This window comes from Oscillibacter ruminantium GH1 (genome assembly GCF_000307265.1).
Lineage (GTDB): Bacteria > Bacillota > Clostridia > Oscillospirales > Oscillospiraceae > Oscillibacter > Oscillibacter ruminantium.
This window is the reverse complement of sequence record NZ_DF158899.1, coordinates 386623-412976: the sequence shown is the minus strand read 5'-3', so window position 1 is coordinate 412976 and position 26354 is coordinate 386623. Positions and strand designations below refer to the sequence as shown.

At 51.4% G+C, this 26354-nt stretch carries 26 protein-coding genes and 1 tRNA gene; 19 read left to right on the top strand and 8 right to left on the bottom strand.

Translation table 11 applies throughout. The annotated features are described in order from the left end of the window. Positions 1-115: 115 nt before the first annotated feature. A complete protein-coding gene (locus ON16_RS12210; protein ID WP_040662879.1) occupies positions 116-1306 on the bottom strand; it encodes an IS256 family transposase in 1191 nt (396 codons plus the stop codon). Positions 1307-2067: 761 nt separating this feature from the next. Here ON16_RS12210 and ON16_RS12205 point away from each other — a divergent pair. The 9 genes from ON16_RS12205 to gltS all read left to right on the top strand — a co-directional run bounded on the left by ON16_RS12205 (position 2068) and on the right by gltS (position 9733). Continuing rightward, the gene (locus tag ON16_RS12205; protein ID WP_243441829.1) at positions 2068-2334 is read left to right on the top strand and encodes a magnetosome magnetite crystal formation protein family; all 267 of its coding nucleotides are present in this window, start codon (positions 2068-2070) and stop codon (positions 2332-2334) included. Between the two features lie 50 nt (positions 2335-2384). After that, complete coding sequence (locus ON16_RS12200) at positions 2385-2795, top strand: DUF2752 domain-containing protein (RefSeq protein WP_040662873.1); 411 nt, start codon at positions 2385-2387, stop codon at positions 2793-2795. A gap of 247 nt (positions 2796-3042) precedes the next feature. Then, positions 3043-3816, top strand: a complete 774-nt coding sequence (locus tag ON16_RS12195) for a TIGR00282 family metallophosphoesterase (RefSeq protein WP_040662870.1) — start codon at positions 3043-3045, stop codon at positions 3814-3816. Between the two features lie 35 nt (positions 3817-3851). Further along, positions 3852-4337 carry a YbaK/EbsC family protein gene (locus tag ON16_RS12190; RefSeq protein WP_040662866.1) on the top strand — a complete coding sequence of 162 codons (486 nt, stop codon included), beginning with the start codon at positions 3852-3854 and terminating at the stop codon, positions 4335-4337. Continuing rightward, positions 4334-5431 (top strand): metallophosphoesterase family protein, encoded by a 1098-nt coding sequence (locus ON16_RS12185; protein WP_040662863.1) that lies wholly within the window; start codon positions 4334-4336, stop codon positions 5429-5431. The genes ON16_RS12190 and ON16_RS12185 overlap by 4 nt, the downstream gene beginning before the upstream one ends. A gap of 9 nt (positions 5432-5440) precedes the next feature. Beyond that, positions 5441-6442 (top strand): asparaginase, encoded by a 1002-nt coding sequence (locus ON16_RS12180; protein WP_040662860.1) that lies wholly within the window; start codon positions 5441-5443, stop codon positions 6440-6442. Between the two features lies 1 nt (position 6443). Further along, entirely contained in the window at positions 6444-7253 is an 810-nt protein-coding gene (locus ON16_RS12175; protein ID WP_040662857.1) for a DNA-3-methyladenine glycosylase family protein, read from the top strand. 264 nt (positions 7254-7517) lie between these two features. After that, the gene (locus ON16_RS12170; protein ID WP_040662853.1) at positions 7518-8546 is read left to right on the top strand and encodes a TAXI family TRAP transporter solute-binding subunit; all 1029 of its coding nucleotides are present in this window, start codon (positions 7518-7520) and stop codon (positions 8544-8546) included. A gap of 17 nt (positions 8547-8563) precedes the next feature. Continuing rightward, a complete protein-coding gene (gene gltS / locus ON16_RS12165) occupies positions 8564-9733 on the top strand; it encodes a sodium/glutamate symporter (protein ID WP_040663080.1) in 1170 nt (389 codons plus the stop codon). Between the two features lie 345 nt (positions 9734-10078). On the opposite strand, the gene cysK is transcribed toward gltS, so the two are convergent. Next, the gene (cysK, locus tag ON16_RS12160; RefSeq protein ID WP_040662850.1) at positions 10079-11011 is read right to left on the bottom strand and encodes a cysteine synthase A; all 933 of its coding nucleotides are present in this window, start codon (positions 11009-11011) and stop codon (positions 10079-10081) included. A 262-nt stretch (positions 11012-11273) separates the two neighbouring features. Between cysK and ON16_RS12155 the strand changes: the two genes are divergently transcribed. The 9 genes from ON16_RS12155 to ON16_RS12105 all read left to right on the top strand — a co-directional run bounded on the left by ON16_RS12155 (position 11274) and on the right by ON16_RS12105 (position 18101). Continuing rightward, complete coding sequence (locus tag ON16_RS12155) at positions 11274-11705, top strand: RrF2 family transcriptional regulator (protein ID WP_040662847.1); 432 nt, start codon at positions 11274-11276, stop codon at positions 11703-11705. A gap of 151 nt (positions 11706-11856) precedes the next feature. After that, positions 11857-12582, top strand: coding sequence for a polyphosphate polymerase domain-containing protein (locus ON16_RS12150; protein WP_040662844.1), 726 nt, complete (start codon positions 11857-11859; stop codon positions 12580-12582). Next, positions 12575-13249 carry a DUF4956 domain-containing protein gene (locus ON16_RS12145; RefSeq protein ID WP_040662841.1) on the top strand — a complete coding sequence of 225 codons (675 nt, stop codon included), beginning with the start codon at positions 12575-12577 and terminating at the stop codon, positions 13247-13249. The genes ON16_RS12150 and ON16_RS12145 overlap by 8 nt, the downstream gene beginning before the upstream one ends. A gap of 18 nt (positions 13250-13267) precedes the next feature. After that, complete coding sequence (locus ON16_RS12140) at positions 13268-15172, top strand: carbohydrate-binding domain-containing protein (RefSeq protein WP_040662837.1); 1905 nt, start codon at positions 13268-13270, stop codon at positions 15170-15172. Positions 15173-16024: 852 nt separating this feature from the next. Then, positions 16025-16100, top strand: a tRNA-Pro gene (locus tag ON16_RS12130). Positions 16101-16424: 324 nt separating this feature from the next. Beyond that, a complete protein-coding gene (locus ON16_RS12120) occupies positions 16425-16976 on the top strand; it encodes a DUF5655 domain-containing protein (protein WP_369384309.1) in 552 nt (183 codons plus the stop codon). 20 nt (positions 16977-16996) lie between these two features. Beyond that, positions 16997-17209 (top strand): hypothetical protein, encoded by a 213-nt coding sequence (locus ON16_RS12115; protein WP_040662831.1) that lies wholly within the window; start codon positions 16997-16999, stop codon positions 17207-17209. A 4-nt stretch (positions 17210-17213) separates the two neighbouring features. Beyond that, positions 17214-17621, top strand: coding sequence for an iron chaperone (locus tag ON16_RS12110; protein ID WP_040662828.1), 408 nt, complete (start codon positions 17214-17216; stop codon positions 17619-17621). Positions 17622-17651: 30 nt separating this feature from the next. Next, a complete protein-coding gene (locus ON16_RS12105) occupies positions 17652-18101 on the top strand; it encodes a flavodoxin family protein (RefSeq protein ID WP_040662825.1) in 450 nt (149 codons plus the stop codon). A gap of 207 nt (positions 18102-18308) precedes the next feature. Here ON16_RS12105 and ON16_RS12100 read toward each other — a convergent pair whose 3' ends face one another. Genes ON16_RS12100 through ON16_RS12090 form a run of 3 tightly spaced genes read right to left on the bottom strand, consistent with a single transcriptional unit; the run spans position 18309 to position 21174 of the window. Next, positions 18309-19751 (bottom strand): tyrosine-type recombinase/integrase, encoded by a 1443-nt coding sequence (locus ON16_RS12100; protein WP_040662821.1) that lies wholly within the window; start codon positions 19749-19751, stop codon positions 18309-18311. Then, positions 19679-20920: a tyrosine-type recombinase/integrase gene (locus ON16_RS12095; protein ID WP_051131736.1), complete on the bottom strand. Its 1242-nt coding sequence runs from the start codon at positions 20918-20920 to the stop codon at positions 19679-19681. The genes ON16_RS12100 and ON16_RS12095 overlap by 73 nt, the downstream gene beginning before the upstream one ends. Positions 20921-20964: 44 nt before the next feature. Beyond that, positions 20965-21174 carry a helix-turn-helix domain-containing protein gene (locus ON16_RS12090; RefSeq protein ID WP_040662818.1) on the bottom strand — a complete coding sequence of 70 codons (210 nt, stop codon included), beginning with the start codon at positions 21172-21174 and terminating at the stop codon, positions 20965-20967. 573 nt (positions 21175-21747) lie between these two features. On the opposite strand from ON16_RS12090, the gene ON16_RS12085 reads away from it, so the two are divergent. Next, positions 21748-24090 (top strand): VirB4 family type IV secretion system protein, encoded by a 2343-nt coding sequence (locus ON16_RS12085; protein ID WP_051131735.1) that lies wholly within the window; start codon positions 21748-21750, stop codon positions 24088-24090. Positions 24091-24508: 418 nt separating this feature from the next. Here the strand turns inward: ON16_RS12085 and ON16_RS15390 are convergent, their stop codons facing one another. The 3 genes from ON16_RS15390 to tnpC all read right to left on the bottom strand — a co-directional run. Further along, a complete protein-coding gene (locus ON16_RS15390; protein ID WP_081579684.1) occupies positions 24509-24703 on the bottom strand; it encodes a helix-turn-helix domain-containing protein in 195 nt (64 codons plus the stop codon). Next, complete coding sequence (locus ON16_RS15385; protein ID WP_158441628.1) at positions 24621-25628, bottom strand: TIGR02452 family protein; 1008 nt, start codon at positions 25626-25628, stop codon at positions 24621-24623. Before ON16_RS15385 ends, ON16_RS15390 begins: the two co-directional genes overlap by 83 nt. After that, on the bottom strand, positions 25612-26354 hold a 743-nt coding region (gene tnpC, locus ON16_RS12070), incomplete at its 5' end, for an IS66 family transposase (RefSeq protein ID WP_243441828.1). The genes tnpC and ON16_RS15385, both read right to left, overlap by 17 nt.

Sequence of the window (26354 nt, the reverse complement as noted above, 5' to 3'; positions counted from 1 at the left end):
ATAGTTTCAATCGTCTCATTGGTCTTTTTTGGTGAATGAAAGAAACTAGTCCGCCTGTGGTGGTAGTGTCAATAATATTTCGCAAATTGGGTTTGCAAGATCCAGTTGAATAAAGTCAGCCAGCAATATCGGCACCGTCGGCTATAGCCTCCAGATGCCGCATATTCATGTATTTCTTGTTGCCCCACTGGGTGCCGGCCACATGGCGTAGCCGGGCACAGACCAGCATGAGGGCAGAGTTACCGTCCGGGAAACTGCCCACCACGCGGGTGCGCCGCCGGATCTCACGGTTGAGCCTCTCGATGACGTTGTTGGTGCGAATGCGCGTCCAATGCTCAAAGTGGAAATCCGCATAAGTCAGAGTTTCCTCTATGGAGTCCTCCACTTTCTTTGCAGCTTCCGGCAGTTTCATGGCTCGCAGTGTTTCAGCCACGGTCTTTGCTTTGGTCAGTGCGGTGGCCTTGCTCTCCTGAGCATGTATAGCCTTAAGCATTTTAGCTACCAGCTTCACCTTGGCGCGTGGTATCGCGGAGAAAACATTGCGGTAAAAATGGACGACGCATCGCTGGTATTTGGCGCCGGGGTAGACTTCTCCCACAGCTTCCAACATGCCCAGACATTTATCGCCGACGATGAGTTGGACACCTTCCAGCCCGCGGCTTTTTAGCCATTTGAAGAACTCTACCCAACTGGCCTTGCCCTCTTTCATGCCTTCAGCGGCGCCTAATACCTCCCGATAGCCCTCTTCATTTACGGCTATTGCAACCAGAATGCTGACGTTCTCAAACTCGCTGCCCCAGTTGCGGCGCAGGTAGATGCCGTCCACATAGACGTATGGGTATCTGCCGCCCTGTAGAGGCCGGTTTCGCCACTCTTCAATGTGGACATAGGCTTTCTTGTTTAGCTCGCTGATCGTGGCCGGAGATACTTTACTGCCCCAAAGCGCCTCGGTGGTATCTTCAACCCGGCGGACGGAAACTCCGGCCAGGTATATCTCGATTAGGGCCTCTTCCACGCTGCTTTCCCGGCGGCGATACCGCTTAATGATGGCGGTTTCAAAGGATATACCTTTTAACTTGGGCACTTGCAGCGTGACGTCGCCGGAGGTCGTGGTGAGATTTCGGCTGTAATGGCCGCTGCGGTAGCCTTGGCGTTCCTCGCTGCGCTCATATTTGGCAGCATTCGTGAGTTGATTCGCCTCCGCTTCCAGCAGTCCGTTGAGTGTTTCCTCTACGCTATTGCGGACAAGCTCTTTCAACTCGTTCTTGATGATACCCTCGTTTAACTGTATAGTCTTCTCGGACATGGTTTGCTGTCTTCTTTCAGAATGGTGTGTCGTGACTTCATTCTAACAGAGACTTGCAAACCTTGTCTTTTACTTTGCTGCTTTCAATTTGCGAAATATATTATACGTTATCCCTGTGGTTGCTATGCAGACGAAAGCGGTTGGGAATGAGGGTGAGGTGAGGGTATGGTCAGAAAAGCACGTTGAATGCCCTAAGTTCTTGCGTTTCTTTTTTTTCGAGATCTCTCATAACACCTCATATCGTGATGCAGAACCGCCAACGCCGCGCGATGTAGACTCGGGAGACTGCTGGAATTCTGATTTTGTATCCTTCTTGCATTCATAGCATTTTCGTGGTAAAATAAGTGAAAAATAATTATTTTGCCAATTTATACACATTTTTTGCAATGGCGTTTTCCACCTACGGTAAAATAATATTTATTGAATGGATTCCTCACGTTTCTCTTGCTGGACATGATTTGGGAAATCAAAGTTGATTTCAAAAGGAAAGCTTGGATGCACCTAAAGATTTACGCACAGAATAGATAGGAAAACCCTATCAGAGTAGGCGACGGCGCGTTGGACCAAAAGAAATTCAAAACCAATCAATAGCGGTATTCCATCTTGGCGAAAAGGTTTTTGCATATTTACAGTTTGCGGTTTTACCAAGTGGATTTCCTATGCAGGCTGCCGAGGAGCGACTGTTTTAGAAGCATCTGCTGTTTGGCGGACATAAAATAGAAAAAGCGTGGAATTCTTAAATTAAAATGGAGGCGGCGTTTATGGATCGTAAGACCACAGGAATTGTTGCATATCTGACTTGGATTGGACTGGTGATCGCACTGGTTTTAGGTGATCGCGAGGGCGCTAAATTTCACATCAATCAGGCACTGGTGATTTGGCTGGCAGGACTGTTGGGCTTTATCCCCTGCATTGGCTGGGTTTGGGCCATATTCTGCTTTATCTGCGCAGTGATGGGCTGTATCAGCGCGATTAACGGCGAGGAAAAAGAAGTACCCCTGCTGGGGCAGATCAAATTGCTGAAGTAAGAGGAGAAGCCGTGCACCGCACGGCTTCTTTTTTTAGGAAGGACGATGTGATGAAGGGAAAATCAGGGGATCGGGAGCTGTATCCCGCGCTGCTGATAACTCTTGCGGTCGGGCTGGTTATATTTGTGGTTTGGTGCTATGGGCTGGATAGGCCCGCGTTCCCGGCGTGCTGGTTTTTTTCACGCTGGCATGTCTACTGCCCCGCCTGCGGCGGAACCCGCGCCCTGATTGCACTGGCACATGGGCAGGTTTGGCAGGCTTTGTATTGGAATCCGGCAGTCCCGACAGGAGCCGCTTTTGTGGTGATATATTTGCTGTTGCAGACCGTGTGGAGATTGCGGGGCCGACAAGGATGGGTCCTGCGGTACAGTGACCGATGGTTATGGGCGTTTCTGTGGCTGTTGGCGTTGAACTGCTTGGTTCGGAATCTCCTGTGGTTCGGGTTTGGAATCGCCTTATAGCAAATAGGCCAACAACTGTGGTGACCCTTTACGTAGGACAGAAGGACAAGGGGTTTTTCTGGTGGATACGTTGCTTTTTCATCATCAAGACTTTTAAACTCAGAACGGAGACGGAGGTTAATTTTGCTGGTGACCACTCCTGGCCATAAGGCAGAGAAAAAAGCGCGCAAAACGCGCTACTCTTGCATTTTACCGCACTTTTGGATATAATAACATTTACAGGACTTTAGAGGAAATCAGGTGCGATATGCTTTATCATATTCTGAGCGTGGGCGATGTTGTGGGTGAGCCGGGTCTTTCCCATCTGGAAAAAACACTGCGCCCGTTGAAAAAATTAAAAGACATTGCCTTTACCGTAGTTAACGGTGAAAACGCCGCATCCATCGGGCTGACGCCCCAGCAGGCGGAGCGGATTTACGATGCGGGGGCGGATGTAATCACTTTGGGAAATCACACGTTCGGAAAGATGCAGATTGCAGACTTTCTGGATGACGCGCCCTATATTCTCCGCCCCGCCAACTACACAGGCCGCGCGCCGGGCCGGGGCTGTGGAATTTATGATTTAAATGGAATTCGCATCCGGGTGGTAAACTTGATCGGTCGGTGCGATCTGAGCTGGGGATCGGATAACCCCTTTACGGTAGCGGACAAGCTGTTGGACGGGGAGCGGACCGATTTTACGCTGGTAGACTTCCATGCGCAGGCCACCAGTGAGAAGCTGGCGATGGGGTACTATCTCGACGGACGGGTTTCCGCGCTTTGGGGGACCCATACTCACGTCCCGACTGCCGATGAGCGCGTATATCCCAAAGGTACCGGCTATATCACCGATCTTGGGATGACCGGCGCGGTGGAATCCGTGCTGGGCGTGAAGCCGGAACAGTCAGTGGAGTCGTTTTTGGGCGGACTTCCGGGCCGGTTTCAAAATCCGGAAGGCCCCTGCAAGCTGCAGGGGGCTATCTTTACGCTGGACAGTGCCACAGGACTTTGCACCGGCGTGGAGCGGGTGGACATTCGATAATCACAATCACACATAAAGAAAAAGGGGAGCAAAGCATGTCGATTGAAAAAGTGAGAGCCTATTTTAAAAGTCAGGGCATTGAGGACCGCATTCAGGAATTCGATGTGTCTTCCGCAACGGTGGAATTGGCGGCGCAGGCTGTGGGCGTGGAGGGTGCGCGGATTGCCAAGACCCTCAGCTTCAAGCTGGGGGATAAGGTGTTGCTGATCGTCTGTGCGGGAGACGCCAAGGTGGACAATCGCCGCTATAAGGACCGCTTCGGCGGGAAGGCGTCCATGTTGAGCCACGATGAAGCGTCTACACTGGTGGGGCACGCCGTGGGCGGTGTGTGTCCCTTTGCCGTCAACGAAGGCGTGGAGATTTATCTGGACGAGTCTCTACGCCGCTTTGCAACCATTTTCCCTGCAGCGGGCAGCAGCAACAGCGCCATCGAACTAAACTGCGACGAACTGGAAAGGTATTCCGGCGGAACTTGGGTGGATGTGTGCAAGGCTTGGCGGCCTGACGAGCAGGAAGTATGATTCGATTTCTACATGCCGCGGATTTCCATCTGGACAGCGCCTTCCATGCTTTGTCGCCCCAGCGGGCGGCGGAGCGGCGGCGGGAGAGCCGGGAACTGGGGGCGCGGCTGGCGGAGGAAGCGCTCCGCCGGGACGCAGATCTAGTGCTCCTTTCCGGCGACCTGTTTGATGGAACCGACAGTTTTCGGGAGACGCCGGAGGAGCTGGCCCGGGGCTTGGGGCGCATGGGTGTCCCTGTGTTCATCGCGCCGGGGAACCATGATTTTTACAGTCCCGACAGTCCCTATGCCACGGTGGCATGGCCGGAAAATGTGTACGTCTTCCAATCCAGTCACGTTGAAAGCATAGACCTGCCGGACCTGAACTGTACGGTTCATGGCGCGGCGTTTACTGCGCCGGAGCAGACCACAGGCCTTTTGACCGGCTTTGCCGCACCGGCGGATGGGCGGGTTCATTTGATGACGCTCCATGCCGACGTGGAGCCCTCCGTACCCCGCTACAATCCCGTCACCAAGACGGAGATTGCCGCCAGCGGCCTTGCCTATCTGGCGCTGGGGCATGTCCACGCCGCCTCCGAGCCGCAGAAATGCGGAAAGACCCTCTGGGCCTATCCCGGCTGCACGGAGGGCCGGGGTTTTGACGAGCTGGGGGATAAGGGCTTTTATTTTGGCACCGTGTCCGACGAGAGCGCGGTGACGCTGGAATTTGTGCCGTTTGCCCGGCATCGCTATGAAATTCTGACGGTGGATGTCACGGATCAGGACCCCCGGGAGGCGCTGGAGGCGGCTCTTCCCAAGTGGACGACCGACGATTTGTACCGAATCCTGCTCACGGGCGAGACAGATGAGCGGGGCGTGGATCTGACGGCGCTGGAAACCGTTCTCTCCGGCCGGTTTTACGCGTTGGAGCTGCGGGATGGAACTCGTGTCCGGCAGGATGTGTGGGCGAGAGCGGAGGAGGATTCTCTCCGCGGCGAATTTCTTCGCCGTCTGCGGCGGCAGTACGACGCCGCAAAGGATGACGGGGAGCGGGAAAACGTGACCCGGGCCGTGCGGTTTGGGCTGGCGGCACTGGACCACCGGGATATTTTGTGAGGTGGCGCAATGAAGAAAATTCTCTTGATTGGGACCGGGGGAACCATTGCCTCTCAGGTGACGGAGGACGGTTTGGCCCCGGAGCTGACCAGCGAGCAGCTGCTGGCGCATATTCCGGCCATCTCCCAGATCTGTCAGGTAGAGAGCTTGCAGCTTTTGAATCTGGACAGCACCAACATCGCGCCTGCCCATTGGCTGCGGATGGTGCGGTGTATCCGGGACCACTATAATGCGTATGACGGATTTGTGCTGACCCACGGCACAGACACCATGGCTTATACCGCGGCGGCCCTCAGCTATTTGATTCAGAATAGTCCCAAGCCCATTGTCCTCACCGGGGCGCAGAAACCCATCGGCTTTGACGTGACGGATTCCAAGGCCAATCTGACGGATGCGTTTCGGGTGGCGTCGTCGGACATGCCCGGCGTGTCGCTGGTGTTCAATGGTAAGGTGATTCTGGGAACCCGGGCGCAGAAAATCCGGTCCAAGAGCTTTGAGGCGTTTTCCAGCATCAACTATCCGTTTCTGGGTGTTCTGCGGGACGGTGTGCTGCTGCCCTATATTCGGCAGGACTGCCGGGATCGGCCGTGTTTCTCCGATCAGCTGGATACCAGCGTCGCCTTGCTGAAGTTGATCCCCGGCACGGATCAGGCGCTGCTTGATTATCTGCTGGAGCGAAACGATGCGCTCATCATTGAGTCGTTCGGTGTGGGTGGTCTTCCGGATTACGAGGGCGCAGACTTTTGCGGCAGTGTCTGCCGCTGGACAGAGAAGGGCAAGCTGGTGGTGCTGACCACGCAGGTGCAGAACGAGGGCAGCGATCTGGGAGTCTACCATGTGGGACACCGGCTGAAAGATGTTCCCGGGGTATTGGAGGCCTTTGACATGACAACAGAGGCGGTGACAGCAAAGCTGATGTGGATCATGGGAAAGATGCGGACCCAGACGGAGATTCAACGCCTGTTTTATACGCCTGTGGCGCACGACATTTTGTGGCCTGCGGAGGAGTGACATGGAATTCATCCCCAAGCAGGATTTTGATGTGAAAAAAATTGCGGACAGCGGCCAGTGCTTCCGGCTCAATCAGCTGGAGGCGGGCCGCTTTCAGTTGACGGCGCTTGACCGGTGCGTGGAGTTGACGGAGCGGGCCGACGACTGGGCGCTGGACTGTTCGGCGGCGGAACTGGATAAGCTCTGGCGCGGTTATTTTGATCTGGATACGGATTATGGCACGTATCGCGCCGCTGTGCCGGAAAAGGATGTATACCTGACCGCCGCAACGGATTTCGGACGGGGAATTCGTATTTTGCGGCAGGACCCGTGGGAGATGCTGGTGACTTTCATTATCTCTCAGCGGAAAAATATTCCCGCTATCCGCGCCTGCGTGGAAACGCTCTGCTCCCGATACGGAGAGCCGATTGGGACGACCTATGCGTTCCCCACTCCGGCGGCACTGGCCGGGGCGGATGAGGAAACGCTGCGCGCCTGCGCGCTGGGTTACCGCGCCGGATATGTTCTGGCGGCGGCACAGATGGCGGATGCGGGAACGCTGGACCTTTCCGCGCTGGTATCTCTGGAGGACGACCAACTGGCTGAGAGCTTAATGACGGTTCCCGGTGTGGGAGTCAAGGTCGCCAACTGTGTGTCCTTGTTCGGCTATCACCGGATTGCTGCGTTTCCGCGGGACGTTTGGATGAACCGGGTGATTCATGAACACTATCGGGGGCGGTTTCCGCTGTATCGCTACAAGGGATTTGCCGGGGTGATGCAGCAGTATTTGTTTTACTACGCGCGGTATGAAGGGAAAATTGCAGAAAAATAAGGAGCAGTTGCATAGCAACTGCTCCTTATTTTTCATAAAATCAAAAGAAATTGGTAAAAGATGTTGTATTTCAGTGAAAAACAAACGTGTTTTCTATGGCGAATGACATAATTTACACGAAAAATTTTTGAATTATTTATTGCGTTTTGTCGAAAAACTCAGTATAATTAAATTGACCTCCAGTGGAAGAACTGCTTCCGCTGGAATTTTTCCGCTCCCAAACTTGGAGAGGATATCGTATTTTGCTGGAAAGGTAGAAGACATATGAAAAAATGGATTGGCCTGCGCCGCGGAGTGGCGCTGGTCCTCGGCAGTCTGCTGATGATCAGCTTGGCAGCCTGCGGAGACAGCGGAACGGAAGAAATCCGTTTCGGTACCGGTGGAACCGCCGGCACGTATTACAGTTATGGCTCGGCTCTGGCGGAGCTGACTGCTGCCGATTTGCCGGATGCGGCATTCAAGGTTAAGACCACGGCGGGCTCCGCCGCGAACATTCGTCTGCTGGGTGAGGGGTTTTTGCAGCTGGCTTTTGCCCAGAATGACACGCTGAACGATGCGGCGCAGAAGACCGGCCTGTTCGCCCAGCCCGGCAGCTCCGCCACGATTGGCGACAGCGTGGGATACGGTGCGGTGGCCGCGCTGTATACAGAGAGCTGTCAGGTAGCGGTTCCCGCAAACAGCGGGATTGCCTCGGTGGCAGACCTGCGGGGCAAGACGGTCGGCGTGGGCGAGGAGGAATCCGGCGTTTTGAAAAACGCAGATCAGATTCTGCTGGCTCACGGACTGACCCGCCAGATGCTGACGCCCCGGTATCTCTCTTTTTCCGCAGCGGCGGAAGCCATGCGGGACGGAGAGCTGGACGCGATGTTCGTCACCGCCGGAGCGCCCACCAGCGCCATCGAAAATCTCGCGGGGGAGATGGAACTTCGGATTTTGAACATCGACCCTGAAATCATTGCCAATCTGGTGGAAACTTATGGGTATTACACCCGCTGTACCATCCCCGCCGGAACTTATCCCGGACAGGCCGATGCGGTGGAGACTGTGGGGGTCAAGTCTGTGCTGGTGGCGTCTGAAACCCTGTCTGCCGAGACGGTGCAGGCGTTGACTGCGTCCCTGTTCGACCACGCGGCGGATTTACAGTACAGCGCGCCCGGAGATACCCGCCCCGATCTGGAATTTGCCACCGAGGGTGTCAGCATTCCGTTCCATGCGGGAGCGATCAATTATTACGCGTTGCAGGGCGTGACCCCTGCCAGCGCAGAGTCAAACGCGGGAGGTAACGCACAGTGACGAATATCAGTCTTGACATGTACCAGACGCTGTGCGTGGCGGTGATCGTGCTGTTCATCGGCAGCGCACTGAAAAAGCGCATTAACTTTTTGGAAAAATTCTGTATTCCCGCACCTGTGGTGGGCGGACTGCTGTTTGCCATCGCCACCTGCATCCTGTACGCCCTTGGCATAATGGAATTTACCTTTGACGAGACACTGAAAAACGTTTGCATGGTGCTCTTCTTCACCTCTGTGGGATTTCAGGCGAACCTCAAGGTGCTGAAAAGCGGCGGCATTCAGCTGATCGTTCTGCTGGCATGTGTGGTGGTGTTGATGATTGCCCAAAACGGTTTGGCTGTGGGCCTTGCGTCCTTGCTGAATCTGGACCCGATGATCGGCCTTTGCACCGGCTCCATCCCCATGGTGGGTGGACACGCCACCGCTGGCGCCTTTGGAAAGGTGTTGCAGGATTTGGGCGTGGACGGCGCGGTAACGCTGGCTACCGCAGCGGCCACCTTCGGCCTTGTGGCGGGCAGTCTGCTGGGAGGTCCTCTGGGCCGTCGGCTCATCATGAAGCACGACCTGTTGAAGACCGCTGTGAAAGCGGACGACTCCGTGCTGGTGGAAGATGAGGAAAAGCACCTGCGCAAGGTCAGCATGTATCAGCCCGCCGTGTATCAGCTGGTGCTGGCCATGGGAATTGGAACCATCGTCTCGGCTTTGCTGACCAAGACCGGACTGACGTTCCCCATTTATATCGGTGCTATGATTGTGGCGGCGGTTATCCGCAACGTGGGCGAGTTTACCGGAAAATACACGGTTCATATGGGTGAGATTGAAGACTTGGGCAACATTGCGCTGTCTTTGTTCCTCGGTATCGCCATGATTACGCTGAAGCTCTGGCAGCTAGCGGAGCTGGCACTGCCGCTGGTGGTGCTGCTGACAGGTCAGTTCCTGCTGATGGCGCTGTTCGCCTATTTTGTGGTGTACAACGTGATGGGCCGGGATTACGACGCGGCGGTGCTCACCGCCGGAACCTGCGGCTTCGGCATGGGCGCAACGCCCAACGCCATGGCCAATATGCAGGCCATCACCCAGCGGTATGCCCCCTCAGTAAAGGCGTTTTTGCTGGTGCCTCTGGTGGGCAGCCTCTTCGCGGATTTCTTTAATACGCTGGTAATTACCTTCTTTATTAATCTGTTTTAAGCTGAAATACACAGCGGCGCGGCGGACATGTCCACCGCGCCGCTGTGTTGTATCATCTGGCAAGCAAAAAAATATTGTATCAAGTTCAAAGGGCTGAATTACCCCATGGCGCGTTATCGTCCTTAACAGGAGCCAGCCGGTTTGTCTGCCTGCGCCCGCTGTCTTCCGCGGAACAATTTGTCCTGGCTTCCTTTTTTACGTTTTTCCCTTAGCGGACTATAAAACGCCGATTTAAAGGCATTTATTTTGCAAAGTGACAGAGCGCGTACAGCGCAGAAAAATGAAAGTCTATGCCAGCCAGCCGAAAAAGTCTCACGGACTTTTTCGGCTGGCTGTTTGTTTCACTCAATCGGCGAACAGGGGAGTGGACAGGTAGCGGTCGCCGGTGTCCGGCAGCAGGGCCACGATGGTCTTGCCCCGGTTTTCCGGCCGCTTGGCAAGCTCAATTGCCGCCCAAACGGCCGCGCCGGAGGAAATTCCCACCAAAACGCCCTCGGACTTGCCGATTTTCTTGCCTACGGCAAACGCATCCTCATTTTCCACAGGGATGATTTCGTCATAGATCTTGGTGTCCAGCACATCGGGAACAAAGCCCGCCCCGATACCCTGAATCTTGTGACTTCCGGCGGTGCCCTTGCTCAAAATAGGGGAGGCGGCAGGCTCCACAGCCACGATTTCCACATGAGGGTCCTGTTCTTTCAGATATGCGCCCACGCCGGTGATCGTGCCGCCGGTACCCACGCCCGCGATAAAGATATCCACCTTGCCGTCGGTATCTTCCCAAATTTCCGGGCCGGTGGTGGCTCTATGGGCGGCGGGGTTGGAGGGGTTTACGAACTGGCCCGGAATGAAGCCGCCGGGAATTTCCTTTGCAAGTTCCTCGGCCTTGGCAATTGCACCCTTCATGCCCTTGGCGCCTTCTGTCAAAACCAGTTCCGCGCCATAGGCCTTCATCAGCTGGCGGCGCTCCACACTCATGGTTTCCGGCATGACGATGATGATGCGATAGCCCCGGGCGGCGGCCACGGAGGCAAGCCCGATGCCGGTGTTGCCGGAGGTTGGTTCTATGATGACGGAGCCGGGCTTCAGCAGACCTTTTTCCTCCGCGTCGTCGATCATGGCCTTGGCGATGCGGTCTTTCACGCTGCCCGCCGGATTGAAGTATTCCAGCTTGCCCAGAATGCGGGCTTCCAGTCCCTCGTCCTTTTCAATATGGACCAGCTCCAGCAGCGGGGTTTTGCCGATCAGCTGATCGGCCGATGTATAAATCTGACTCATGGTCAATTCCTCCTAAAATGTAGTCGATGTTTTTTTTAGTTCACAAGATGTCTGGCTGCACTGGGAACGGCAACATCGGCAACATCGAAACACCGCTGAAAAGAGCCTCATGTTTATTACCAACCTTTCAAGTAGGTTAATATGGATTATAGCGGTGCATCTGGGATTTGTCAAGAGGGCATCGAAAAAAATTTGCGGCGTCCCGTTGATTCCCTATTAACCATGCTATATAATGGGTTTATTACAGATGAAGGAGTTTTGTATGCTGATTTCAACGAGAGGGCGCTATGCGCTGCGTGTAATGGTTGATCTTGCGGAACACCGGACGGAAGGATATATCCCTTTAAAGGCAGTTGCGCAGCGGCAGGATATCTCGGAAAAGTATCTGGAGAGCATCATCAAGCTCCTTGTCAAGGCGAAGCTTTTGAACGGACTGCGGGGCAAAGGCGGTGGATACCAGTTGACGAAAGCGCCGGAGCTCTATACCGTGGGGAGCATTTTGCGGCTGACGGAGGAATCTCTGGCTCCCGTCTCGTGTTTGGAACCGGGAGCAGCTTGCTGTCCCAGAATGGCGGAGTGCCGAACGCTTTCCCTGTGGCAGGGCCTTGATCGGGTCATCAGCGACTATCTGGATAACATCACGGTTGCGGATTTGGTGAAATCCACCGCCGCAGGCGATGATTATGTCATTTAAAGAACTTTTTAGCCGTTTGCGGGCAGGTAAAATTTCGTTTGAAATTTTACCTGCCTTTAACATTTTTCAATCTTTCCTCAAGACTGGGACTTTATACTAACGCCATACCAGTCAAGGGGCTGTGGCCCCAAACCATCATAAGGAGAATGATATGAGCGGTTATCAAAGCGTATTTCGCCGCGTGGAGGTAAAGTTTTTGCTTACTGCGGCGCAGTATCGGGCCTTGATTCCTGTTTTGGAGCAGCATATGGCCCCCGATGACTTTTTCAAAAGCACCATCTCAAACCTTTACTACGACACGCCCGACTTTCAGTTGGTGCGCACCTCTCTGGAAAAGCCCAAATATAAGGAGAAACTCCGCCTGCGGTGCTACCGGACACCGCTGGAGGACTCCCAGTCCTTTGTGGAAATCAAGAAAAAGGTGGATGGCGTGGTCTATAAACGCCGGGCGGACCTGCCCTATGGGCAGGCGCTGGAATATCTGGCGGGCGAGGGTCCGGGTGGCGACAGCCAGATATTTCAGGAGCTGGATTGGTTCCTGCGGTTTTACGGCAACCTTTCCCCAGCGATGTTCCTCTCCTACAACCGGGTATCCCTGCGGGGCCGGCAGGACAAAAACCTGCGTATGACCTTTGATCGGGATATCCTTTGGCGGGCGGATCATCTGGACCTTTCTGAGGGCGCGTGGGGGCAGGATTTGCTGCACCCCGGCGAGCGGCTTCTGGAAATCAAGATTCCAAATGCCATGCCGCTCTGGCTGGCGGGCGCTCTCTCCGAACTGAGCATTTTTCCCACCAGCTTTTCCAAATATGGCGCCGCATATCAAACTTTGCTGCGGCAAAAACTGACTGAAATGAGGATGAAGCAATATGCTTGAGGGACTGTTTGCATCAATCTATGGAGAATCCATTCCAATGCTGGCGTTTTTCGCAGCTTCCGCTGTCTCACTGCTGCTGGGCCTGCTGATTGCATGGAGTTACCGAAAGACTGCCGGAACCGGCGGCACTATGGGCGGCGCGCTGACGCTGATGCCGTTTCTGGTGCAGGTGGTAATTCTGCTGGTCAACGGGAATCTGGGGGCGGGCGTCGCTGTGGCGGGAGCATTCAGTCTGGTTCGGTTCCGCTCTGCGCCCGGTACGGCGCGGGACATTACCGCCATTTTTCTGGCTATGACCGTGGGGCTTGCCTGCGGAATGGGTTATCTGGCGCTGGGCGCCTTTGCAGCGGTGATTGTCTGCGCGGTTTTGCTGGTGATGAGTGCGCTGTCTCCTGCCAGTCGAGAGGTTGAGCGGGATCTGAAAATTACGATTCCCGAAAGTCTGGACTATACCGGCCTTTTTGACGACCTGATGGATCAGTATACCAATGCCTCCGCTCTGATCAACGTGAAGACCACGAATCTAGGCAGTCTCTATTGTCTGCATTATCAGATTCGACTGAAGGATATCGCCGATGAAAAAGAATTCATCGACCATCTGCGCTGCCGCAACGGAAATTTGGACATTACCTGCGGCCGCGTCCCCACTGCGAAAGACATTCTGTAAATGCAAGGAGAAATCATTGTGACAATCACTTTTTTTAAAAATCGAATTCTGCCAATTTTAGCCGGGACGCTTCTCGCAATTTTGCTGTCTGCCTGCGTCTCCGCCTCCGGAAACAGCAACGCCTTTACATTTTCAGACGACGCGGTTACCGCCGCCGCCGAGGGCGCGGGCTATACCATCGACGGAACTAACCTGACTATCAATGCGGCGGGAACTTATACCCTAAGCGGGTCCTGCGCCGAGGGCAGCGTCACCGTGAAAAAGGAGGTCACCGGCGTGACGCTGGTGCTGGACAGCCTGACGCTGACCAGTTCCACCACGGCGCCCATCCTTTGCAATCAATCCTCCAGCGTCACCATCGAGGCACAGGGCGAAAGCACCTTGACCAATACGGAAGATGCCTCCACGGAGGCGAGCAGCACCTCGTTTGAAGGTGCGGCTATTAAAGTAAAGAGCGGCGCATCTTTGAACCTCACGGGAAACGGCATACTAAACGTGGAGGGAACCTGCAAAAACGGAGTCAAGGGCGGTGCGGGCGCATCCGTCACGATCTCTGATCTGACGCTGACCATCAACGCGGCGGATAATGCCTTGTCCTGCGACGGTTCCGTGGCAGTGGACAGCGGCGTTCTGATCCTCACCGCGGGAAATGACGGGTTGAAGTCCGATCCTGACGTGGATGACACGGAGTCTGATGGAACCGTCACGATCAACGGCGGCACCGTTACGATCACCGCCTCCGGCGACGGGATTCAGGGTGCCTCGGCCCTCACGATTAACGACGGAGCGTTTACCGTTACCACCGGCGGTGGCTGTCAGGCGGTACTGGCAGAGGATGCCAGTGCTAAAGGCCTGAAGTCCGGTGGAATGCTTACGGTGAATGGCGGCAGCTTTATCTTGGACAGTGTTGACGACGCGCTTCACGCGGTAAACGTCACGCTGGCGGCAGGGACCTACACCATATCCTCCGGCGACGACGGGATTCATGCCGACGAGGTACTGACGCTGGGGGTACAGGACTCGGAAAATGGTCCCGACATCACTGTCGCGGCCTCCTACGAGGGATTTGAAGGTGCAGCGATTGCATTGTACTCCGGCAGCGGTTCCATTATCGCAAGCGACGACGGAATCAATGCCGCCAACGGCGATTTGGATCGTAGCTATGGATTCTCACTGGATATTCACGGTGGAAACTGGTATGTAAATGCGGGTGGGGATGCGCTGGATTCCAACGGCGACATCAATTTCTACGGCGGCGTTACAGAGTTCTATGGCTCTGCCAACAACGGTGATTCCGCGCAGGACTATGACGGCTCCTGCGTCTATCAAGGTGGCACCTTCTTGGCAGTAGGAACAACCGGCATGGCGCAGATGCCTTCTACTGGCACGTATGTAGCGTTTGGAAGTATTGGTATGGGCGGTGGTGGCATGGGCGGCCAGCGTCCCCAACATACTGCCGACGGGACGCAGCAGCCTGCTGATGATATGGAACCTCCTGACGGATCTCAGGGTGGCGCGGCTCCCGCGATGAACGGACAGAAGCCCGCCCCTCCCACAGATGGGACAGATGATTCCACCACCCGCGGTCAGCGAGACGATTTGGGCGGTGGAATGATGAATGGAACCGTCGATGCAGATACCTCGGAGTTTGTGATTGCCAAAGGCAGCGAAATCGTCATCAAGGACAGCAGCGGCAATGTGCTTTACTCCGCCACCGGCGTGAAGGCTGCCAACTCCGTGATCTTTGGCGCGGAGACGCTGACAGAAGGCGAAACATACACACTGTATATCGACGGGGAGGAAGCGGTTGCCGCCATTGCCAAGACCGGTACGGGAACAGAGCAGGGCTTTGCTGCCGGTGTGGGAGGCCAGCGGCCTGCCGGAGCGGCGGAAAGCACCGAAGCGCAAAGCAGTGCGGCTTAAATTGAGATGCAAGGGCTGAAAAGCGATTTCCCCTTATAAATGCTGGGAAATAAAGATTTTAACGTAAAACCCACCGGAACGCTCACAAATGTAGGTGTTCCGGTGGGTTTTGGAGGAGCGGGGAGGGCGATGCATTCCTTCCGCCGAACGGTTGAAATAGAACGATGAAGAGTTGCCGCACCGGTCCAATGTTCCGGGTTTGCTGTTGCAAAGACAGTCAAAGTCCGGTGCTTTTACAGTATTTTCAGAGAGTGGATTGACTTTAACGCCAATTCCAGATATAATACTTAAGGTTTTTAGATTTCGATTTCCATTGCAGTCTGAGGTGCGCCCCGTTCCGATGGCAAGAAAGATTTATAGCTGTCATGAAGCGATGAAGAGCCCAGCGGTCAACGGTGCCGGTAATTTGGGAAAACGACTAGATAAAATAATTTCATAAATTTCCGGGTGTAGCGCGGGTGGTTTGGGAGTGCCGTGCCGGTATCCGGGCAGGATGAAGCCGAAAGGGCGAAAGCTGTTGACACACGGACGTTTGCATGTTTCTTCCGCAGAGTGAAAAGTACCTCAAAATCGCCTTTGACCACAGTAATGACCACAGACAGCAAAAATTCAGGATTCCCCAGAAGCAAATATCCGGGTATAGCGAAGCTGGTATCGCGCCTGGTTTGGGAGCAGAATGCCGCAGGTTCGGATGGCTTGAATTACAGGGCGGCAAACCGTTGGTATCACAGGCTTTTTTCATCCAAGCTTTTTCGTTTGTGATGCTATTATGAGTTTTGACCACAATTTTGACCACATGAAGAAAATCCTTGATTTAAGAAATACACTATGCTACAATTTTATACTAAAAATCCGGGTGTGGCGCAGTTGGTAGCGCGCCTGGTTTGGGACCAGGAGGCCCAGAGTTCAAATCTCTGCACTCGGACCATGAAAAGTGGCTGTTTTCTACGGAAAACAGCCACTTTTTTGTTCTTATTTCATTTCTTTGCGTTTTGCCTGATTTATTTGACCACAGTTTCCGCATAGCGTGAAACGCTAAATTTCCGAACTTAAACTTTGTGAAATGCGGAATTTAAGTGTATATGATTGCGTTTAATGAACATATTTCGCATTTTTGCTTGACCACATATAAATATTATTACGGATAACTCGGATAAGTGTGGTATAATTACCATATAAGACAGCGAGGTGAGCGCCTATGAGCAAATATAAGTCTTTATGGGAAAAGATCAGCCGACATGGAGAAGACAATTTGCAGCTGACCTTTGCCGAGATTGAACATATTTTAGGCCTTCCGATTGACCATTCCTTTTTGAATTTCAAGAAGGAATTATTGGATTATGGCTGGCAGGTGGGCAAGATTTCTTTGAAGGCGAAGACGGTCAATTTCAGCCGCTGCAACGAAGGCAAGACAAAACTGACCTTGCCGGAACACTATAAAGCAGATGCCCTTTTCTTCTTTGACGGCAAGCCCGATGCGCTGACGCTGTATGAAGCACTGTTCGCACAGTTGAAAAGTGAATTTCCCGTGCTGTCGGTCAAGGTGCAGAAAAGCCAAATCAGTTTTTACAATCGGCATCTGTTTGCTATGGTGTCATTGCCGCGCCGCAAATCGGAAACGGGAATTCTGGTCAGCTTTGGGCTGGGGCGAAAATTGGATTCTCCGCGCATTGCCATAGCCACAGAGCCGTACCCAAACCGCTGGACGCATCATGTGCCGGTGACGGATGCGGCACAGCTGGATGCAGAACTGCTGGGCTGGCTGCGGGAAGCCTATGACTTTGCGAACAGTAAATCTCGCTGATGGATGAAAGGAAGAACTGCATGTGCGACTACACAGCCGAAGAACTTCGGGAAGCCAAGCGGCAGATCGATTCCACGCTGCACAAACTGCGGGAGGCCATCAAAACGCTGGAAGCCAAAGAAAATCCCAGTCGCTACAAATCGCAGATCGCGCTGGCCAAACGGCGGGTGCAGGCCTTTAAAATTGCAAATAACCTGATTGAAACCGAAATGAGAAACGAAGCAAAGGAGTAATCTTATGTGGCAGTGCCCAAAGTGTGGCAGAGCGTTCAAGTCTATGAATCAGAGTCATTATTGTGGTGACAAGCCAAAAACGATCGATGCCTATATTGCGGCGCAGGAGCCGGCTGTGCAGGAAGATTTGAAGCTTCTGCGCTCCATCTTGGCGGCGGCACTGCCGGAAGCGGAGGAGCGCATTTCATGGAGTATGCCGACCTTCTGGAAAGGGGAAAACATCATTCACTTTGCAGCATCGAAATCTCACATTGGCCTGTATCCTGGCCCGCAGGCAGTAGGACATTTTGCGGCGGAGCTTGGCAAGTATAAAACAGACAAGGGAACCATTCGGATTCCTTATGGAAAAATAGATGCCGCACTCATTACGGAAATTGCAGTGTGGTGCTGGGAAACCGGGAACCACGCATAAACAGCGTTTAATGCAACAAGGAGAGTGACCATGAAAATTGCGATCTGCTATTACTCCCGCCACCACGGCAACACGCTGAAAGTCATCGAAGCCATGACGGCCGGGCAGGAGGTTGATTTGATCGATGTGACAGTCCGCGTTGCTGTGCATCTAGAGCAGTATGACCTCATCGGCTTTGCCTCAGGCATTTACTACAACAAATACAGCGATGCTGTGGTCAGCTTTGCGCGGCAGTATCTGCCTGAAAACAAAAAGGTGTTTTTCATCTATACTTACGGCGCACCGAAAGTGACTGCCACTAAGGAGATTGCCGAGGCGGTCGCTGAAAAACAGGGTACGGTCATAGGCGAGTACAGCTGCCGGGGCTTTGATACCTTTGGCCCGTTTAAACTGGTGGGCGGCATCGCCAAGGGGCATCCTACGGCAGGCGAACTGGCGGCGTCAAAAGAATTCTTTCGCAATCTCATGAAGCAACATTAGTCTTTTGTTACGAGAGATGATGCTTGCTGAGAATTTGAATTAGATGAGGATCAAAAGGATGCCTCCGGATATTAAATCCGAAGGCATCCTTTGCTTGGGATAGACCAATTCATAAAGATGCTCTTGGTTGCACAATAGGCTGGGCCTTGTTTTGCAATCAAAAGTCCCAAATAGTAAAAGACAGGATCAACGAATGATCCTGTCTTTTCATTTCTTTTTAGGTGCTTTTAAACCTCGCTTTTGCTTATCGCCGTCAATTCTTTCCCGAACCTTCTTAATCATTTCAGCCAGTTTTTCTTCGCACTCATCCTGTGTTTTTGCGTATACATTGTGGTATTCTCTTTTCCCTTCCGCATTTTTCGGAGCGTATTTTCCTTCAAAGAGGTGATCGTTAATCTGTGAAATACAACCAGTTCCAGGTTTGCGTATTTTCCCTAAGTAAGGTTGATAAGTGCTGCTCATTTGCTTCCTTTTTTCCGTATCACGATGCAGTCGGGGATCTTCACCTGTACCATGGCCCATGTGGGAGTCAATCTTTGCTGCGGCCTGCTTTTGCATATCGTCCGTTATGTGGCTATAGATATCCAGTGTAGTAGCTGCGGAGACATGTCCAAGTATGGCTGAGAGAGATTTGACATCCATTCCTCCCTCAAGTGCTAGCGTAGAAAATGTGTGTCGCAAATCATGAAATCTAATATGTTTGCAATCTGCGTGTTCAAGAATTAGCGACAACCTTTTCCTGCACACATCAGGTCGAATAGGCCGGTCATCAAATACTGGTGACGGGAATAGCCAACGAGAATTGGTAGTTGCATGATAGGCCTTCAGAATTGAAAGAACTGACGGAGCAAGGACGATAGTGCGAATAGAAGATTTGGTTTTTGGTTTTACAGCAGTGAGTGTTCCGTCAGTATGAGTTATTTGTTTATTGATCCGCAGTTCGCCTGTTTGGAAGTTGATATTCCTCCATTGAAGCGCAAGTATTTCACCACGACGCAGACCAGTAGATAATTCCAGCAAAAATAGCTCAAAGTATCCCTCTGCTTTTGCCTGAATTAAGAACCTTTGAATCTCATCTTTACTCAAAATCTTCATTTCAGCTGCTTTTTTGCTTGGAATTTCACAGCCTTTAGCCGGATTTATCTGAATTAGGCCCTCGGTTTTGGCCTTTTCAAGAGCATCTCGGCAAACGGCATGACACTGGCGGACAGATGCGTTCGACAAACCGGGGCCATATTTTTCTATGAAGCGTATACGACCACTCTTTTTAAGTTTAGAGTAAAATTTCTCAAGATCATCCTGCGTTAGTTTGTTCAACTGGATTGTACCTATGTTCGGAATGATGTGAAGCCGGATTTGCTGGTCTATGATTGCTTTTGTGGATGGACGAATATTGATTTCACGGAAGTTATTATACCAAAATTCAACCCAAGCTCCAAACGGCATATCGGGCTTGATCTTGTCTGAATAATGAAGGCTTTTCTCTTTTAGTTCTTTCAGTTTCTGGAGGCATTCAGCCCTTGATTTGCCAAACACGCTTTTCATGCGAGACTGTCCGGTCTCATCGTGTTCGATGGTCAGTCGCCCTTCCCATCGTCCGTCTGCTCTTTGGCGAACCGTTCCGTCACCGTTTTTTCGACGCCCTGACATCTGGATTCCTCCTCAACAAGATTGCAAATAAATCCCTCTACAATATCTGCAGCATGTTTCTGCATATCTGTTGTCACATGCGTGTAGGTGTCAAGTGTAAAGGAGGCGTTGGTGTGCCCAAGTATGCCAGAAAGCGTTTTAGGGTCAACACCACTTGCCAATGCATGAGTTGCAAAAGTATGGCGCAAATCGTGAAAACGGATACTTGGCAATCCAGCGTTGGCCAGGAGTGTCTTTAATTCGTTGTATGCGATACTGGGAGAAACCGGTAATTCTGGACACAAAGGATTCGGAAAAATCCACTCACTCAGAGCAGATTCTTTTCTGCTGTTTAAGATTTCGACTGTACTGTAAGGGAGAACAATACTTCTCTTTCCAGCATCAGTCTTTGTTTCTCCAAAGCTGATACCAGCAGCTTTACTGGCAGAATAAAGCGTGCGTTGTACCTTCAAAACGCCGTCTTTTGTGTCATAATCGGACCACAGCAATCCACATATTTCACCTCTACGCAGTCCGGTAGTGAGTTCAGTGAAGAAGAAGTCACGCCACAATGGGTCCTTTTCAATTTCTTCGATGAGTTTGTCAAGTTGGTCGTTGTCCAAAATCTGTTTTGGAGCATAATCTGGTCGAGGTGCAGTTGCGCCCTCTGTTGGATTTTTGGCAATGATATGCGCTTTTACAGCTGTCTTCATCGCGTGATGAAGTAGCGAATGCACATTTGAAATGGTTGTGTCTGATAATCCCATATTTTTCTCCTCTTCCGTACACCGCGACCGACCACTTGTTTTAAGTGTATGATATAGTCGCTGCACATCAATAGGTTTAATTTGAAACATTAGTTTATCGCCAAGGTACGGCTTAATATATCGATTTATTTCTTGACGATACGCCGTAAGAGTCCGATCACGAATTTTACCAGACATATACTCGTCCAGCCATCGGTCTAACCATTCGGAGAGCGTAATACGGCTCTCTTCGGTAAGTTCAACATTGCGATAGGTTTCAATATTCTGATGCAACTTTAAGAGCAAGGCTTTTTGTGTTTTCGCATACACTACGCGGAGAATGGGCTTACCATCCGCTTTGTGCCCTGCTATGACTCTGCCTTCCCATCTTCCATCAGGTCGCTTCCGGATTGTGCCATCCCCTGATGGACGGCGTTTTCCCATAGTCTTTCCCCCCTCCGCTTGAGTCCTGTGATAAAAGCGAGTTCTTAAATGCTATTACCCGTATGTTCCTCAACCCACTGCTTCAGCTTATCCTTCGGAACAACCACCCTGGACCTAATTCGCAGAGCCGGAAAATCAGGCTGATTCATCAGTTCGTATGTCATAGTCGTTGAAATACCGAGCACCTCAGCCACCATCTTTGCGTTTAGAAAAAGAGGCAGCTCATCAAAGCTGCGGAAAGATGATTCCTTCATAATTATTTACCCTTCCCTCTGAATTTGTGATTACGATGAAAACAATATATCTCTACATAATAAATGTAGAAAACAGGCCAAAATCGTAACCATCAATTCAAAAGCTTTTGCAAAGGATTAAACAATCGTACAATAAATAAATACGGATGCACTTCGCAAATGACAACAAATCTTTTTAGCGAAATCCATATTCAATCGCCTGCCGTTTTGGCCAGGCGAATTTTTTTGCGCTTTTTCTAAAATACGAGGTTACGATTTACCCCGTTTTTCTACATTTATTATGAGAGGACTTAGAGTTTTATGAAAATCCAAACCAAACCTCTCATCTCTAACCACATGCAACTGCACCTTGAAAATTTCATACACCTCAAGAGCTTTACCGTACCGAGCCACCAAAGGCAGGTGAAAGAACCGCGAAGGTTAAGCGGATTCATGCGATGATGGTACGGGGAAATAATGATACGCCCCAAAGGATGGCTACCCACAAGAATGGGAGTGGCTGAAATGCCAGCGATTGCCTGACCAGCAACTTGAGGTGACCCTTTTATTTAAATAGCAAAGGGGGTGTACGATTTGAGTTGTACCCAACACAAGCAGCTGGTCAAATTCCCGAAGGTTCGTATAGACAAGCCATGGTTCCGCTACTTTAACGATCACAAAGACTTTAAAAATGATGGAAATCTTCATTTGTTTATAGGCAAACACCTACGCGTGCTGGAACACGAGATGGAGAATGAGACCAATGCAAAGTGTCTTATGCTTCAACAGGATTATTACCACCTCATTCAGACGATTGGAAGCCGGGAAGCGATTACACGCCGGTTTTTGATTATTTTTGAATACGAGCAAGCGTATGGCACGAGAAAACCAGACTACACCGAAATCGTGTCCACTCTGGAAACAGCCACCAGAACCGCCAGACAGTATTTCCAGCATTGCGACAATGAAGTCGTGGTTCCTGATGATGAAAACAAGTTCCTCTTAGATATCCTCTACTCCGTTATCGACCGTAACACTTGTGAATTGAAGCCATTGGAGGAACGGATTAAAGAAATACAAGTTCGACAAGCTGCTGCAGAGAACTCGCAGGAGGTTACGGTTCCCATGGTGCTTGCGCCTGAGTCGATCGACCTGAGACATGGTACCTATGTGGTCATGGACGGTGTTTATCATACATATCTGATTGTTCCTTCTGCCGGCTATAACTCAAGGGTCGTTGCTGGCTGGACATCAATGCTTGTCAATGCTGGCGAAGGAATTGATGTTGACTTTTATTTCAAGCGCGAGCCTAAAGATCGCATCCAAAATAAGCTGGGGCAGCAGATTAGAATTAATCGCAGTCGGATTAAAGACGCATCTGATACCAACTCTGACTTCGATGATTTTGAGGGCGCAATAAAGGCTGGGTACTTTCTGAAGCAAGGCTTAGCAAATTATGAGGATTTTTACTACACAAGCATCCTCGTGACAATTACGGCAGATTCGCAGGACAACCTGGAATGGCGAATTGCCGAAGTGACCCGGCTCATGGTTTCACAAGACATGGACATTCGCATTTGCCGCTTCAGGCAGGAGGATGCTATGCTCTCTGTCCTCCCATTCGGGAAGCTGAATAAAACTCTGTTTGAGCGAAGCAAGCGCAATATGCTGACCTCTGCTGCAGCCAGCTGCTATCCCTTTACGAGCTATGAGATGTCCGATGAGAATGGCATTCTGCTTGGTGTAAACAAATACAACAACAGCTTTGTCATTGTGGATATCTTCAATAGCCGAGTTTATAAAAACGCGAACATGGCAATTCTCGGCACTTCCGGAGCCGGCAAAACCTTTACGATGCAGCTGATGGCATTGCGCATGAGAAGACGCGGAACGCAGGTGCTTATCGTTGCACCCTTGAAAGGCCACGAATTCCTGAGAGCTTGCAATAACATTGGCGGGCAATTCATCCAGATCAGCCCTGCGTCAAATCAATGTATCAACATCATGGAAATTCGGAAGGTGGATCGCTCTGCAAATGCATTAATCGATGGAGTTGTTATGGATAACTCCATTCTGGCAAAAAAAGTCCAGCAACTCCACACTTTCTTTTCACTGCTGATTCCGGACATGACCCATGAGGAACGCCAGTTGCTGGATGAAGCGCTGATTCGCACCTACGCCCAAAAGGGCATCACTCATGACAACGCATCTCTGATTTCTCCGGATGACCCGAGCAAATATAAAGAAATGCCGCTACTGGAGGATGTCTACAATATCCTGATGGATTCTCCTGATACCAAACGCATGGGCAATATTCTCAATCGTTTGGTTCATGGATCGGCTAAAACATTTAACCAGCCTACCAATGTGGATCTTACGAATCCATATACTGTCTTGGACATTTCAGAGCTCACAGGCGATCTGCTGACCGTTGGTATGTTTGTCGCCCTCGATTTTGTCTGGGATAAGGCGAAGGAAGACCGCACAAAAGAAAAAGCAATTTATATCGATGAGGTGTGGCAGCTGATTGGAGCTGCGAGCAATTCCATTGCAGCAGAGTTTGTTCTGGAAATATTCAAGATCATCAGAGGGTATGGTGGTGCGGCGATCGCGGCAAGTCAGGATCTCCACGACTTCATTTCTCTTGAGGGCGGCAAATATGGTAAGGGCATCATCAACAATGCTAAAACCAAGATTGTTCTGAACCTGGAAGATGATGAAGCCATGCTGGTGCAGGATATGCTGAAGTTGACCGATGCTGAAATAGGCCAAATCACACGCTTTGAACGCGGAAACGGGCTTATTTCTACAAATAGCAATCACATTACCGTGGAATTCAAAGCATCCCAGTTGGAGAAAGAATTGATCACGACCGATCGCTACGAACTGAGTCAGCTTGCCCAAGATCGACAGCACAATACTACATTCAACGAATAGCTATCTCGACACAGAAACAATAAGTATTCCATAACGACTACATTGAGTGAAGGTATGAAATAAGCCTCCATTCTGTGTAGTCGTTTTTCAACAGAAGGAGGAAATTACAATGAGTTTTGCACGAAAGAGCAAAGGGTGCGAAGTCGCAACAATTATGCAGCTTTTGTCCATCATGGGCGCTATTGAAGATCGCCAGCTTCGGAAACTGTTCTCGCATCTCTCAGATCAGCAGTTCGGGCAGGTCATTTATCACCTGCAGCGTAATGGTGCGATTTGCAGATCCAGAGACGGGCGGTACATCGCAATGAACAGAATGGCTCTGGAACGGACGGATAAAGCCTATCATGTAATGAGGCCCATCGTCATAGCGACGATGGGCCTCATTTTTTCATATCACACGCAGAAGTACATGGTCAATTCACTCGCTAAAGTGGACGACATCATTTGGGGTACAGCCAACAAGCCGGCACAGTTTCTCCAGCGTTTCAACAGTAATGTTCTTGTTCTTTTTCAAAGAGTCCAGCGTTTTATTAGCCACGATCAACCATACCTTTTGCAAGTGCTGAGATATCCATCTGTTCTGCTTCCATCCGGAAGCCGGAAACCTTTCCATTGGTTAGTGGCTCTACTTCATCTTCTGAAAAATCCATTTCAGGCAGGACGAACTGCACAACCTGATCTTGACCATCGGCCCAAAGCTCTGCTTCAAATGGAGTGCCATCGGAGAAGATGCCCTGCGAGTATCCAAGATTGCGTCGTTCAATCATAATTGTATGATTACAAAAAGGCGCTTTCGTGGTAGCTTCAAAAAAGCCGCCAGAAGAGGTATGCTCATTGACATGATCACAACAGTTTTCAACCCTGCCACCAAAAACATCAGAAAAGGCTTTTACTTTATCTGGACCATTGAGAATGGCGAAAACGACAGTTTCAAAATACGATTGGAAGTCCTCTTCAAAAAAGAGCTCATTGAAGTAGCTGGCAACGGTTTTGGCATCATGGCCAAATGCCCCACAACCCCAAGCTCCTAAAACCAGATTGCGATAACCACGGCGAGCTGCCGCCATGAGGAACAGCCGAAGTCGTTCCTTCATGATTGCGTCAAGTTCTGACTGAGGAACATCGCTTGCTCTTCCCCATTTATCTGGCGCAGGCATCGTCCAGACCGACACGCTAAACGGCTTATCCAAGAGCGAACCATCAATATCACGGAAAACACATACATCTGGAGACAGCAGCATGTAGTCTGAGTCCGTGGGTGATGGATGTTCTTTATTGAATTGGTACATTTCTCGGGCTTTATCCGAGCTGATAGATGCGAACAAAGTGCTGCATCTGCAAAGGGACTCTTCCTGCGCACGAGCACCGCTAAGGAAACCGCCTCCGGGGTGCCTCGCGTTGGCAAAATTCATTACCAACGGGTTGAGCAAACCAGCTGCCGCTTGGAAAGAATCTGCATCAACTAAGTAGAAGCTACAGTTTTCCGGTGCAGAAAATGTACAATCAAAGAAATCATCCACATCATTCACGATAGCCATCCGCGTGCAGCCAACCTGAGAACCCAGACAAAAACTTTTCTGCGTTCTCGGATTTCCTGTCCGGCTTGTACTCATATAGCACAATCGGATGCTCGGCATCGCCACTGGTGCGGTACAGCCACATATAGCTCTTGGACTGCGCCTTCTTGCCCTCCTCGTGAAGTACCTGCAGGGTGGTTTCATCCGCATGGAGCACCTTCTGAGACACCAGCTGTTTGTGGAGCTGCTCATAAATGGGTGCAAGCCAATGTTCAGATGCCCACATCAGCCAGTTGGACATGGTCTGTCTGGACAGCATGACACCGCTGCGGTTCAGCTCTGCCGCCTGTCGGTACAATGGAGAACCCATGACATACTTCTGTACCGCAATATGGGCAATCGCCTCCGGGGAAGCGTAGCTGCCCGGTATCACAGACGGCAGTTTGTCGGTTTTCAAGACCGGCGTTTCCGTCCCATTCAGCTTGCAGTTCTGGCAGGCATATGTATAGAACCAGTCCTCGCGGATCTTCACCTGCGCAGGGACAATCACAAGAGACCGCCGGACGTCCTTACCAATCTCCGTCATCGTTGTGCCGCACTGCGGACAGGAACGCTCGCTCTCCGGCAGGCGGTGCTCCACCACCTCCACCGGCACATTCTCCGGCAGGATCTCATCCAGGCTGCTGGAACGCTTCTTCCGGGCATAACCGGCAACGGGGGCGGACTCTTTTTCCTTGCGCTCAATGG